This is a genomic window from Yinghuangia aomiensis, from assembly GCF_039542225.1.
Taxonomy (GTDB): domain Bacteria; phylum Actinomycetota; class Actinomycetes; order Streptomycetales; family Streptomycetaceae; genus Yinghuangia; species Yinghuangia aomiensis.
In genome coordinates this window covers 253,703-265,986 of record NZ_BAABHS010000012.1, presented here as the reverse complement: position 1 = coordinate 265,986, position 12,284 = coordinate 253,703, and the positions used below count along the sequence as shown (strand labels likewise).

Annotated in this window: 11 protein-coding genes; 8 read left to right on the top strand and 3 right to left on the bottom strand. The window is 73.6% G+C overall.

What is annotated here, in order from left to right; all coding sequences use genetic code 11:
* Window positions 1-444 precede the first annotated feature (444 nt).
* Window positions 445-1,143 (bottom strand): TetR/AcrR family transcriptional regulator, encoded by a 699-nt coding sequence (locus ABEA93_RS18885; RefSeq protein ID WP_345676765.1) that lies wholly within the window; start codon window positions 1,141-1,143, stop codon window positions 445-447.
* A 133-nt stretch (window positions 1,144-1,276) separates the two neighbouring features.
* Here ABEA93_RS18885 and ABEA93_RS18880 point away from each other — a divergent pair, with 133 nt between their 5' ends.
* Entirely contained in the window at window positions 1,277-2,956 is a 1,680-nt protein-coding gene (locus ABEA93_RS18880) for an amidohydrolase (RefSeq protein WP_425584993.1), read from the top strand.
* Between the two features lie 7 nt (window positions 2,957-2,963).
* Here the strand turns inward: ABEA93_RS18880 and ABEA93_RS18875 are convergent, their stop codons facing one another.
* Window positions 2,964-4,439 carry a DHA2 family efflux MFS transporter permease subunit gene (locus ABEA93_RS18875; RefSeq protein ID WP_345676764.1) on the bottom strand — a complete coding sequence of 492 codons (1,476 nt, stop codon included), beginning with the start codon at window positions 4,437-4,439 and terminating at the stop codon, window positions 2,964-2,966.
* An 80-nt stretch (window positions 4,440-4,519) separates the two neighbouring features.
* Between ABEA93_RS18875 and ABEA93_RS18870 the strand changes: the two genes are divergently transcribed.
* From ABEA93_RS18870 to ABEA93_RS18845, 6 genes are all read left to right on the top strand, one after another.
* Window positions 4,520-5,239, top strand: coding sequence for a TetR/AcrR family transcriptional regulator (locus tag ABEA93_RS18870; RefSeq protein ID WP_345676763.1), 720 nt, complete (start codon window positions 4,520-4,522; stop codon window positions 5,237-5,239).
* An 819-nt stretch (window positions 5,240-6,058) separates the two neighbouring features.
* Window positions 6,059-6,805 (top strand): sigma 54 modulation/S30EA ribosomal C-terminal domain-containing protein, encoded by a 747-nt coding sequence (locus tag ABEA93_RS18865; protein ID WP_345676761.1) that lies wholly within the window; start codon window positions 6,059-6,061, stop codon window positions 6,803-6,805.
* Between the two features lie 110 nt (window positions 6,806-6,915).
* Window positions 6,916-7,347 carry a pyridoxamine 5'-phosphate oxidase family protein gene (locus ABEA93_RS18860; protein ID WP_345676783.1) on the top strand — a complete coding sequence of 144 codons (432 nt, stop codon included), beginning with the start codon at window positions 6,916-6,918 and terminating at the stop codon, window positions 7,345-7,347.
* 165 nt (window positions 7,348-7,512) lie between these two features.
* Window positions 7,513-8,172, top strand: a complete 660-nt coding sequence (locus ABEA93_RS18855) for a response regulator (protein WP_345676760.1) — start codon at window positions 7,513-7,515, stop codon at window positions 8,170-8,172.
* 173 nt (window positions 8,173-8,345) lie between these two features.
* Window positions 8,346-9,347 carry an Acg family FMN-binding oxidoreductase gene (locus ABEA93_RS18850; protein WP_345676759.1) on the top strand — a complete coding sequence of 334 codons (1,002 nt, stop codon included), beginning with the start codon at window positions 8,346-8,348 and terminating at the stop codon, window positions 9,345-9,347.
* Between the two features lie 102 nt (window positions 9,348-9,449).
* A complete protein-coding gene (locus tag ABEA93_RS18845; protein WP_345676758.1) occupies window positions 9,450-10,091 on the top strand; it encodes a LysE family translocator in 642 nt (213 codons plus the stop codon).
* A gap of 31 nt (window positions 10,092-10,122) precedes the next feature.
* On the opposite strand, the gene ABEA93_RS18840 is transcribed toward ABEA93_RS18845, so the two are convergent.
* Window positions 10,123-10,767, bottom strand: coding sequence for a dihydrofolate reductase family protein (locus ABEA93_RS18840; RefSeq protein ID WP_345676757.1), 645 nt, complete (start codon window positions 10,765-10,767; stop codon window positions 10,123-10,125).
* A gap of 454 nt (window positions 10,768-11,221) precedes the next feature.
* Here ABEA93_RS18840 and ABEA93_RS18835 point away from each other — a divergent pair, with 454 nt between their 5' ends.
* Window positions 11,222-12,112 carry an ATP-binding protein gene (locus ABEA93_RS18835; RefSeq protein WP_345676756.1) on the top strand — a complete coding sequence of 297 codons (891 nt, stop codon included), beginning with the start codon at window positions 11,222-11,224 and terminating at the stop codon, window positions 12,110-12,112.
* Window positions 12,113-12,284: the final 172 nt, after the last annotated feature.

Genomic DNA, 12,284 nt, shown 5'->3' with positions numbered 1-12,284 from the left:
CCAGGCTGTCCTGGCCCTGGCTCGCCGGAGAGTCAACGTCCTGTGGGCGCTGATTCGCGACGGACAGTGCTTCCAACGCGGACTCCCGGTCACAGCAGCGGCTTGACAACATCATTAGGAGGTGGTGCTTGCCGCCCGGCCGGGCCCGGTCGACCGGGCTGGGTCCGCTCTTGGGCCGCGGTGGGCGGCCCGGACGTGGGGCGAATCGATCACCGCCCGCGACCGGTCCGCGCGTTCGCCGAACTCGTCGGTGCCGTAGCGGCGTCGGGGCTTGGCGCCGAGCCCGCTGTTCTCGCCGGAGGTCATCCCTGTCCGGGGCCCCTGCCGCCACCAAGGGCCGGAGTCGCGGGTGTCCCTCCCCGCCCCCCGCCGTCGGATCACTCCGACGGCGTCACTTTGCTCCGCCTCGATCCGGCCAACCGCCGTGCCGAAAGCGGCTCTACGTCACTCCGAAGCGTGATTCTCGCTCGCCCGGCGCTCGATCGCCGTGACAAGCCCGTCGATCCGCGCCCGGAAGATCGAGTCCTGGGTGACCGCCGCCAGTTCCGTGCCCAGTCGTCCGATCTGCGGGAACGCCTTCGCGTCGACGTGCCGGTACTCGACCGTCCACGCCGACTCGTCGGATGCCCGCACGTCCGGGTCGAAAAGCAGATACGCCGCCCTCTGTCCCACGAACGCCAGCAGCGAGTCCCCGACCACCCGGTAGTACAGCGCCGCTTCGGCCCCGTCGAGCCCGGCTTCGGTGACCGCGCCGAGGATCAGCTCCACGATTCGGAACTCGTTGGCCCGTCGCGTCGTGCGGCTGGCCATCATGGACGCCACCACCGGGTACTTGATCGCCGAGGCGAGCGACGCATCCGCGAGCGCGCGGATCCGGTCCTGCCACCCCAACCCCTCGGGGACGCTCGCCAGCACCTCGCCGAGCATCCGGTCGGCCACCGACAGCAGGAGTTCGTCCTTGTCGCGGAAGTGCCGGTAGATCGCCGTGGGGTCCGTGCCCAGCTCTTCGCCGAGGCGGCGGATGGTGAACGCGTCGGCGCTGCCGCGCGCGGCGATGGCAAGGCTCGCCTCGATGATCCGCTCGGGGGAGAGGCGGCTTCCGGCGCGCTTGGCGCGCAAGGGCGCCGACGTGGGCTTCGACATGGTGGGGTCAGTGTATCGAGGCCGCGAAACCGCGAGCGCATCACTGTTGACATCAACGTTGCGCAACGGTTGACTCCGAGTGTCAGGCACACCGTGCGGACTCAGCCGTCCGCCGACGTTGGGGGCAACTTCCGTGGGCAACACCGCCGACACCGTCTTCCTGGGCGGCAAGGTCTTCACCGGCACCGGCACCGGCACCGAGCCGGTGGACGCCGCCGTCGCGGTCGCCGGAGGCCGGATCCTCGCCGTCGGCGACACCGCCGAGATCCGCGGACTCGCGGGCTCCGGCACGGAGATCGTCGACCTCGCCGGCGGCCTCCTGAGCCCCGGCTTCCAGGACTCGCACATCCACCCGGTCGCGGCCGGCAACCAGCTGCTGCGCTGCGACCTCACCGGCGAACGCAACCTGGACGCCTACCTGGTCCAAATCGCCGAGTACGTGCGCACGCACCCCGACGCCGAGTGGATCACCGGCGGCGGCTGGTCGATGGACGTCTTCCCCGGCGGCACCCCGACCCGGCAGATGCTCGACGCACTGGTGCCCGACCGCCCCGCCTTCCTCACCAACCGCGACGGACACGGCGCCTGGGTCAACACCAAGGCCCTGGAGATCTCCGGGATCGACCGCGACACCCCCGACCCGGTCGACGGCCGGATCGAGCGCGAGGCCGACGGCACCCCGTCCGGCATGCTGCAGGAGGGCGCCGCCGACCTGGTCGGCAAGTACATGCCGACCGCCGGACCCGACGAGCCTTACCACGGACTCCTGCGTGCCCAGGAGCAGCTGCACGCGTTCGGCATCACCGGCTGGCAGGACGCCATCATCGGCGCCTTCGCCGGCAGCGGCGACAACTTCGACGTCTACCTGCGCGCCGCCCGCGAGGGGACGCTTACCGCGCGCGTCGTCGGCGCCCTGTGGTGGGACCGCGAGCGCGGTCTGGAGCAGATCGCCGAGCTTGAAGAGCGCCGCCGCCGCGGCAGCCTCGGCCGGTTCGCGGCCACGTCCGTCAAGATCATGCAGGACGGCATCGCGGAGAACTTCACCGCCGCGATGCTCGCCCCGTACCTCGACAAGTGCGGCTGCGCCACGGCCAACTCCGGGCTCAGCTTCGTCGACCCCGCCCTGCTCGGCCGCGCGGTCACCGAACTCGACCGGCTCGGTTTCCAGGTGCACTTCCACGCGCTCGGCGACCGCGCCGTCCGCGAGGCCCTCGACGCGATCGCCGAGGCCCGCGCCGCGAACGGCGCGAACGACAACCGCCACCACCTCGCGCACCTCCAGGTCGTCGACCCGGCCGACTTGGAGCGCTTCGCCGAACTCGGCGCCGCTGCCAACATCCAGGCGTTCTGGGCGGTGCACGAGGCGCAGATGGACGACCTCACGATCCCGTTCCTCGGCCCGGACCGCGCCGCGCTGCAGTACCCGTTCGGCGACCTCGACCGGGCCGGCGCCCGGCTCGTCGCGGGCAGCGACTGGCCGGTCAGCAGCCCGAACCCGCTGTGGGGCATCCACGTCGCGGTCAACCGCATGACTCCCGACGGCGCGCCGAACGTGCGCAGCGCCGACGCGCCGCCGCGGAAGCCGTTCTACCCGGAGCAGTCGCTCACCCTGGCGCAGGCGTTCGGCGCCTACACGTCCGGCACGGCGTGGGTGAACCACCTCGACGACGTGACCGGCACCATCGAGCCGGGCAAGTACGCCGACCTGGCCGTCCTGGACCGCGACCCGTTCGCGGGGCCGAAGGAGGAGATCGGCAACACGACCGTGGTCCGGACCTACGTCGAGGGCGTCGAGGTGTACGCCGCGGGCTGAGCGGCCGTCAACGTGCCGGGGTGCGGTCCGGGCGCCCCGGCAGGGACGTGGCCGCGGCCACCGCGACGACGGCGGCCGCGGCGACGACCCACCAGAACGCACCCGTGTACGCGGCCGACGTCTTGCCGTCGTCGAGCCCCTGCTGCACCAGCACCGTCACGATCGCGATCCCGAACGATCCGCCGATCTGGTTGAGCACCATCACGGCGCCGCTCGCGCTCGACACCGACGCGGGCGGCACGGTGCGGTAGATCGACGACATCGTGGGCGCCCCGACGAAACCGAGCCCCGCGCCGACCACCAGCGTCGCCGCGGCGAGCAGCCACGTCGGGGTGTCCGCGTCCGCGGTCGCGAACACCACCATCACCAGGCCCACCACCGTGGCGCCGACCGGGACCAGCGGCCGGGCGCCGACCCGGTCGCTCAGCCGTCCGCCGATCGGCATGCCGATCATCGCGCCCAGCCCGAGCGGCGCGAGGAGCAGGCCCGCGCTCAGTACGCTTTCGCCGCGGGCCTGCTGGTAGTAGAGCGGCACCAGGTAGAGCAGCGGGAAGATCATCGCGCCGACGGTGCTCATCACGACCACGCTGGCGGCGTAGCCGCGGCTCGCGAACAGCCGTACGTCGATGATCGCGCCGTCGCCTTTGCGCAGGGCGTGCGCGACGTAGCAGCCGACCAGGAACACGCCGCCGGCCAGTGCCGCGATCACCGGGGACGAGCCGAAGCCGCCGTCCCCGGCCGCGTGCGAGAGGCCGAACAGCAGGAGGCCGAAGCCCGGGGCGAGCAGCGCCAGCCCGCGTGCGTCGAAGCGGGCGCGTCCGCCGTCCGCGAAGCGGTCGCCGTCCGCCGGGACGAAGCGCAGCGCGAGGACCGTCGCCACGATGCCGAGCGGCAGGTTCACCAGGAACATCCACTGCCACGGCAGCGCGTCCAGGATCACCGCGCCGAGGATCGGGCCGAGTGCCGGACCGAGTGTGATCGGAAGGCTGATCGCGGCCATCGCGCGCCCGGCGCGGGCGGGACCGGCGGCGCGTGCGACCAGGGTGAGCATCACCGGTTCGAGCATGCCGCCGCCGAGTCCTTGGAGGATCCGGAAGACGATCAGCGCGCCGACCGACCACGACAGCGCGGCCAGCACCGACGTCGTGGTGAACACGACCAGGCCGAGCAGCCACACGCGGCGGCCGCCGAACCGGTCGACCGCCCACAGCGCCGCGGGGCCGGAGACGGCGCAGGCCAGCAGGTATCCGGTGGCCGCCCACTCGACGGTGTGCAGGGGGGCGTCGAAGTGCTCGCCGAGCGTGCGCATGCCGACGTTGACGATCGTCGCGTCGAACAGCGCCATCAGGCCGCCGAGGACGAGCACGAGGATCAGGCGGATCAGCGGCGCGTCGAGCCGGTCGGGCGGGGCGGGCGCCGCGTCGGTGCCCGCCGGGGGCAGGCCGGTCGCGGCGAGGTCGGGAGGAGGAGCGGAAGACGGCATCGGCCAACTCCAGTGAACGAAGAAGTTTGGGAATTTGAACTCTCAAGTTCAAGTTTGCGGACTGACGGTAACATGTCCGCATGAGCCGACGCGACGCCCCGACCGCCGACCGACCAAGCCGCCCCGCGGCCGAGCCGACCGCGTCCGGCCCGGACGCCAAGGCGCCGCGCCCGGTCACCCGCGGCCGGGTCGAGAAACGGCAGGCGATCCTGGACGCCGCGCTCGTGGTGTTCGCGCGCGAGGGCTACGACCGGGCCGGCGTGGACGTCATCGCCGCCGAGGCGGGCGTCGCGAAGCCGACCGTCTACAACCACTTCGGCGGCAAGGAGACGCTCTTCCGCGAGATGGTCCTGTCGTCCGCGATCCGTTCGCGCGAATCGAGCCTCGCGGCCATCGACGCCCTGCCGGTCGCCCCCGCCGACCTCACCGCCGAACTCCTCGGCCTCGCCCACCGCCTGGCCGTGTGCTTCCGCGACCCGCGCGCCTGGGTCCTGCAACGCGTCCTCGTCACCGAGTCCGCGCACTTCCCCGACCTGCTGAAGGAAGTCGTCGGCGACGGCACGTCCCGCATCACCGAGGCCCTCGCCGGCCGCCTCGCGCTGCTCGGCGCGGCCGGCCGGCTCGACATGCCCGACCCGGTCCGCGCCGCCGCGCACTTCTTCGCCCTCACCACCGGCGAAGTCCTCACCCGCTCCCTCAACGGCGCCCGCCCGACCGAAGCCGCCGAACTGGACGCGATCCTGGCGGCGGGAGTGGACACGTTCCTGCGGGCCTTCGCGGCGGACCGCTGCGGCGGGTGAAACGGATCGGCGGGGAAACGGGCGCCGCGTGAGGGCGTGCGGAGGAGGGGCCGCACGGCCGAGGTGGGTGACGCACCGGCGAGTCGCCGGGGCCTGACCGGTCCGCGGGCACCGCTGCGGCGCGCCGGCGGACGTGCCGCGGGCGGCTGGACACAGGAAGCCGCGTGACGGTGCAGGGGGAGGGCCGCGAAGCGAGGCTCGGTGAGACTCCGGCGGCTTGGCGGGCTCCGGCCGACCACGGGTGCGCGGGGGTGGCCCGTCGGACATGGGGAACGGGCCCGCCTGGCGGCGCCTGGGGGCGAGTCGCGCGGCGCATTCCCGACGGGAACGGCATCGGCGGGCCGCGGGGCTGCCGCGGCTCTCGGCGTAGCAGTGCCTGGGGAGTTGCACTAGCCCGTCGGCTCATCCGGTGGTGTTGTCGCCCGGCTCCGGCCGACCGCCCCGCCCGAGACGGCAGAGGCTTGTTCGCGGGAGGGGTGTCGGCATACGGTCACCCGTCTCGCCCCTCTGCCGGGCCGCTTCTCCCGCGTTCGTGTCTGGCCGGATCGCGCCCTGACGGGTGTTCAGGACGGCGCGGCGGCGCCTCGGCGGGCCCGGCCGGGCGGAATCTCCCGGCTCCGAGAGAGCATTTCCGGTCGAAAGATCCCCCACTGCCGGTCGGGATCGACCGTTCCGCAACCCTCCGCCGGCACCCGGGGCGTGTACTTTCGGCCATCCCGCGCGGTCCCGGGCCGAAAGGCCCTGTCGTGGCGGGGCGTCCTGTCGCACACTCTCCGGTAGGCGGGGGAGCGAGCCCGCGGGAAAGTCGAGGGAAGCGCTGTGTCGGTCAAAGACATCACCGTCGCCGCCACCGGAGTGGCACAGGGGTTCGCCGCCGGGGCCCGCCGCCGGATCGCACCCGTCGTCCTGGGCACCGACGCCCTGGTCGAGAACGTCCGCGTACGCCTGACCGCGCTCGGCGAACCCGCCCGCGCGGTCATCGCCCAAGTCGTCGCCGAGGTCGACGGGCGCCGCGTCCGCGTGCAGCGTTCCGCGGCCGGCGTCGGCGGCGCCGTCGAACGCGCCGCGGACGCCCTGCGCGCCCGCATCGCCGAAGTCAGCGGCCCCTGGCGGCCCCGCCCCTGGCCGGAAGGCCCCCGCGGCCTCGGCATCCTCCGCGCCGCGCGCCTCGGCAGCGGCACCATCAGCCGGGTGAAAGCCCCCGCCCTGGTGTGGTGTTCCCCCGAAACGGCGGCCCGCACGATGGACGCGATGGACTACGACATCCACCTGTTCGTCGATCCCGCCACCGAAACCGAAGCCGCCGTCTACCGCGTCGGACCGACCGGCTACCGGCTCGCCCGCACAGTCTCCGCCGGACCGCCCACCCCCAACCGCGGCATCCCGTGGACCCTCAACCCCGGCTGCGCGCCGCGCCTCACCGACGACGCCGCCCTCGACCGGGTCACCCGCGCCGAACTCCCGCATCTGTTCTACGCGGACCCGGACACCGGCAGCGGCCGCGTCCTCTACCGCCGCCTCGACGGCGACTACGCGGTGATCGCCGCCGCCCGGGGCACCGCATGACCGGCCCCGCCACCACCGGCGTCCGGCTCGGCCGCAACCCCGGCACCGCGCCCGCGACCCCCGAACCGGTCCCCGAATCCGCCCCCGAATCCGCCCTGCCCCCGCACGCCATGGAGCCGCTCACCCGCGACGAAGCCCTGGCCCTGCTCGCCCGCGCCGGCTTCGGCCGCATCGTCTTCAGCCACCACGCGCTGCCCGCGATCCGGCCGGTCAACCACATCCTCGACGGCGGCAGCATCGTCGTCCGCACCCACGAAGGCGCCGCCCTCAACGCCCTCGTGCGCGGCGCCGGCGACCAAGGCGTCGTCGTCGCCTACGAGGCCGACGAGATCGACCCCGCCACCCGCACGGGCTGGAGCGTCATCGCCACCGGCTACGCCACCGCCGTCACCGACCCCGCCGAACTCGACCGCTACCGCGTCCTGCTGCGCCCGTGGGTCGGCGGCCGCCGCGACCACGCCATCCGGGTGCGCCCGGTCGAAGTCACCGCATACCGGCTCGTCGCCCCGCCCGCTGTGGAACGGGCAGCACCCGAGGTCTGACCCCGCACTCCACCCCTCGATCCCCATGTCCCGCGGCAGGGCCGAAAGACCCTGGGCCGTGCCGCCGGCATGCGCCAAGCTGGCCGCCGGGGGCGGCGCACTCGCCGTCTCCCGCTCCGGCATGCCCGCCGGGCGCGGTCGAGGTGGGAAGAAGATGAGTGCGCGATGACGTCACCGATCCGGGTGTTCCTGCTCGACGACCACGAGATCGTGCGCCGCGGCCTGGCCGATCTGCTGTCCGCGGAACCGGACATCGAGGTGGTGGGGGAGTCCGCGTCGGCGCAGGAGGCGATCCGGCGGATCCCCGCGCTCGACCCCGACGTCGCGGTCCTCGACGGGCGGCTCCCGGACGGCAGCGGCATCGACGTGTGCCGGGAAGTCCGGTCCCGGTTCCCGCACATCCAGGCGCTGATCCTGACCTCGTACGACGACGAGGACGCGCTCTTCGCGGCGATCATGGCGGGCGCGGCCGGCTACGTCCTCAAGCAGATCCGCGGCACCGACCTCGTCGACGGCATCCGTCGCGTCGCCGCCGGGCAGTCACTCCTCGACCCCGGCATCACCGCGAAGGTCCTCGACCGGGTCCGCACCGGCACCACCGTCGACCCGCGGCTCGCCGACCTGTCGCCGCGGGAACGCGAAGTCCTCGGGTTCGTCACCCAAGGCCTCACCAACCGGCAGATCGCGCAGAAGATGCAGCTCGCCGAGAAGACCGTCAAGAACTACGTCTCCGCGCTGCTCGGCAAGCTCGGACTGGAACGCCGCGTGCAGGCCGCCGTGTTCGCCACCGAGGTGCAGCAGGCTCCGCCGCATGGCCCGCACTGACCCGCCCCCGGGCGGTCGGCCGGGGCGCCGGCCTTTCCGCACGGTGCGGCCGGGCCGTTCGGCCCGTGCGTAGGGACTTTCGTCACTGCTGCGGAACGGCCCTCCGGGACGACCCTGGGAGTCGGGGCCGTCCCCCCGGCATATGGAATCCCCCACGGACCCGGAGGTGCGCCATGGTGGCCTCGACTCTGACTCCCGAGCAGCGCGACAAGATCCTGCGGGCGGCGACGTCCGCGCCGTCCAAACACAACACCCAGCCTTGGTGGTTCCGGTGGGACGGCGCGGATCTCGAAGTGCACGTCGACCCCGGGCGGGTGCTGCCGCACGCCGACCCGACCGGCCGTGAAGCACACATCGCGTGCGGCGCCGCGGTGTTCGCCGCCCGGCTCGGCTACGCCGCGGCCGGCATCGCCGCCGAGCCGGTCCTCCTGCCGGACGGCGCCGAACCCGGCTTCGTCGCCCGTATCCACGCCGTCGACGGCGCACCCGACGCGCGCTTCGAAACGCTGTACTGGACGCTGCCCAGCCGCCGCACCAACCGCGCCCCGTTCCGCGATACACCGGTACCCGGCATGCTCCTCGAACAGCTCCGCGACGCCGCCCGCGACGAAGGCACCTGGCTGCGGATTGTGGACCGGGAACCGGCCTACGAACACCTCTTGACCCTCATCCGCGAAGCCACCGGCCTCGAAGAGGAGCACTTGCGCGACGAACGCGCCCGCTGGGTCGCCGCCGCGGACGAAATCCACCGGCGCGACGGTGTCCCCGCGGCGAGCCTCGGCCCGTCCGCAGCCGCCCCCACCGGGGCCGTCCGGGACCTGGCCGCCGGACGCGAGATCCCGTCCCGCGGCACCGCGGTGTTCGAACGCCGGCCCACACTGGCCGTCCTCGAAACGCCCGCGGACACCGCGCTCGACTGGCTGACCGCCGGGCAGGCGCTCATGCGCGTCCTGGTCACCGGCGCCCGCTACGGCATGGCCGCGTCGTTCGCCAACCAGCCGCTCGAAGACCCCGACCTGCGTATCGAAACGGCGTCCGAAGCCAAGCACTACGGCACCGCGCAGATGGTGCTGCGGATGGGCATGGGCGTCGACGTGCCGGCGACGCCGCGCCGGGACGTGGCGGACGTCGTACGCCCCCCGCGGACGGCCGACGCCGGGCACCCGGCACCCTGACGGATCCGCGGGCGGTGCATCGCGCCGCCCGCGCCCCGCGGTCTCTCCACAGGCCGCGAAAACCGCTGCCGGAGCGCGGGATCGGCGTGCTTCGATGAGCGCATGATGTCCGCTGATCGTCTTCTCGCCTTCGCGGCGGTGTCGTTCCTCCTCATCGTGGTGCCCGGCCCGAGCGTGCTCTTCGTGGTCGGCCGGGCCCTCTCGCACGGGCGCCGCGCCGCGCTCACCTCCGTCGTCGGAAACACCCTCGGCGCGTACACCCTCGTGGTGGCGGTCGCGCTCGGCATCGGGTCCGTCGTGGAACGCTCGGTGCTGGTCTTCACCGTGCTCAAACTCGCCGGCGCCGCCTACCTCGTCTACCTCGGCATCAAGGCGATACGGCAGCGCACCGCGCTCCAGGCCGCCTTCACCGGCAACGCCGGCGGCACGCACGGTGCGCTGCGCACCCTCGGCGAGGGCTATGCCGTCGGGGTGGCGAACCCGAAGACCATCGTGTTCTTCGGCGCGGTGCTCCCGCAGTTCGTCGACCGCGACCAGGGCCACGTGGCCGCGCAAATGCTGCTGCTCGGGCTCGTCTTCAACATCATCGCGGTGCTGTCGGACAGCGTGTGGGGGCTCGCCGCGTCGGGTGCGCGCACGTGGTTCGCACGGTCGCCGCGGCGGCTGGCGATGGTCGGCGGAGTCGGCGGAATGGCGATGATCGGGCTGGGGGTGACGGTGGCGGCCACCGGACGGAAGGACTGACCCGCTCGTCGGGTGGCCGCCGGCCGAGGCTTCAGCGCTTGTTGAACATCAGGTGCGTGACGCCGCTCGGCGTGGTCGTCGACTCGATGGCGAACCGCTCGTCGAGGCCTTCCAGGCCGTCCCACAGGCGCTCGCCGCGACCGAGCACGATCGGCACCACCGCGATGTGCATGAAGTCGACCAGGTCGGCGGCCAGGAAGTCGCGCACCACCGTCACGCCGCCGCCGATCCGGACGTCCTTGCCGCCGGCCGCCTCGCGGGCCTGCTTGAGGGCTTCCTCGGGCGTCGCGTCGACAAAGTGGAACGTCGTCCCGCCCTCCATCTCCAGCGTCGGCCGCGGGTGGTGGGTCAGCACGAACACCGGCGTGTGGAACGGCGGGTTCTCACCCCACCAGCCCTGCCACGACTCGTCCTCCCACGGGCCGCGCTGCGGGCTGAACTTGTTGCGGCCCATGATCTCCGCGCCGATGCCGCCGTCCCACGTGTCGGCGAGCGCGCCGTCGACACTGAACGGACCGCCCTCCTGGCCGGTCATGGCACGGAACGCCCGCGTCTGGAAGAACCACTCGTGCAGCCGCGTGCCGGCGTGGCCGAACGGCTGCTCGAGGGTCTGGCCGTCACCGGTACCGAAGCCGTCGAGCGACACCGAGAAGTTGTGAACGCGGACGAGGGACATGCCGGGCCTCCTGCGGGGCGGAACGGGGGCGGGCCGGCTCAGGCGCGGCCGCGCGCCTTGGTCGTTGCACAGTACTCACCGAAGCCGACATCCAAACCGATCCGGGAACGGCGTCGGCCGTGGCGGGGGCCGTTGCCGCAGGTGGGGAGGGGGTGCGGCCGGTGACGTGACGCGCCCGGGTTGTCCGTCGACGGCTGGGCGCGACAGGCTGCTGCGCTACGCGGACAGAGCGACGGATCGGTACGGCATGGGACACGGGGCGGGCGAGCGGATGCGGGTGGGGGAGCAGCGAGGGGGACGCAGTGGTGGTGGTGAGGGGCGGGGGGAAGACTCGGATGGCCGTGATGGCCGTGATGGCCGTGATGGCCGTGATGGCCGTGATGGCCGTGATGGCGGCGATGGCCGCCTTGGCGGCTGGGGTGGCCGGACCGTCCGCGGTGGCCGGGGGAGGGCGGTGGATGCCGGGGGCTTGCCGGGGGAGGACGCGCGGGCGGGTTCCGCGCTTGCCGGTGACGGCGGGGCTTCGGGCCCGTGGCGTGAGCTGCGGCCGCGGGGGCTGTACGACCTGCGGGTAGGGACGACGGGGGCGGAGGCGGTGGCCGACTCGGCGTCCCTCGGTGAGTCCGAAGCCGCAGCCGGAGCCGGGGCTGATGCCGAAGCCGACGCCGAGGCCGAAGCTGCGCCCGGACCCGGACCCGGACCCGGACCCGGACCCGGACCCGGAGCCGGAGCCGGAGGAGCCGAAGCCGAAGCCGAAGCCGAAGCCGCGGCCGGGCATCCGCATCCCGTCGGCGTCCTCCGTTACGGTCCGCGCGACGTGCTCGTCGTCGCCGGGCTGCCCGGGGCGGGCAAATCGACGCTGATGGCGCGGTGTGCGGTGGCGCCGCTGGTCGACTCGCGGCATACCCGGCTGTACTACCAGGCGCGGCTGCCGCGGTGGATTCCGTACCGGCTGTTCCGGCCCGTGGTGCGGGTGGCGCACCTGCGCCGGATGCGGGCCGGGTTGCGCGGTGACGGGCCGCTGGCCGTGCAGGACTTCGGCGCGGTGCCGCTGGTCCGTGCCTGGGTGGGGTGGGAGGCGCGGCACCAAGGGCGGAACGCGCACGTGCTGTTCCTCGACGTGGACGCCGCCACCGCGTGGCAGAGCCAGGTGGCGCGCGGCCGTTGCGTCCCGCCCCGCAGGTTCGCCCGGCACCGCACCCTCGCGGCGCGGGTGCTGCGGCGCCTCGCGGCGTCGGGGAAGCCGCCGCGGGGCTGGGCGTCGGTCGTCGTCCTGGACCGTCCCGCGGCCGACCGTGTGAGGCGGATCGCGTTCGGCGAGGACCAGGACGCGGCCCGGGGGTAGCCGGGTCTCGTGCTGTCCCGATACCCGGGGCGTCGGTCTCCCTGCGCCGGCCGTCGTCCTTCACCCACCCGGCCGTCCGCCTCTCCCGTTCAGCCCACGTCCGCGCGCGCCGCCCCCGGCGACGTGCCGAGACTGGAAGTCTGATTTGTCGCTACTCGGAATGGACTTCGCC

What these genes read in the sequence shown, in the direction of transcription:
- ABEA93_RS18885 (WP_345676765.1), bottom strand. Translation starts at nt 1,143, where the DNA reads ATGTCGAAGCCCACGTCGGCGCCCTTGCGCGCCAAGCGCGCCGGAAGC.
- ABEA93_RS18875 (WP_345676764.1), bottom strand. Translation starts at nt 4,439, where the DNA reads ATGCCGTCTTCCGCTCCTCCTCCCGACCTCGCCGCGACCGGCCTGCCC.
- ABEA93_RS18870 (WP_345676763.1), top strand. Translation starts at nt 4,520, where the DNA reads ATGAGCCGACGCGACGCCCCGACCGCCGACCGACCAAGCCGCCCCGCG.
- ABEA93_RS18860 (WP_345676783.1), top strand. Translation starts at nt 6,916, where the DNA reads ATGGAGCCGCTCACCCGCGACGAAGCCCTGGCCCTGCTCGCCCGCGCC.
- ABEA93_RS18855 (WP_345676760.1), top strand. Translation starts at nt 7,513, where the DNA reads ATGACGTCACCGATCCGGGTGTTCCTGCTCGACGACCACGAGATCGTG.
- ABEA93_RS18850 (WP_345676759.1), top strand. Translation starts at nt 8,346, where the DNA reads ATGGTGGCCTCGACTCTGACTCCCGAGCAGCGCGACAAGATCCTGCGG.
- ABEA93_RS18845 (WP_345676758.1), top strand. Translation starts at nt 9,450, where the DNA reads ATGATGTCCGCTGATCGTCTTCTCGCCTTCGCGGCGGTGTCGTTCCTC.
- ABEA93_RS18840 (WP_345676757.1), bottom strand. Translation starts at nt 10,767, where the DNA reads ATGTCCCTCGTCCGCGTTCACAACTTCTCGGTGTCGCTCGACGGCTTC.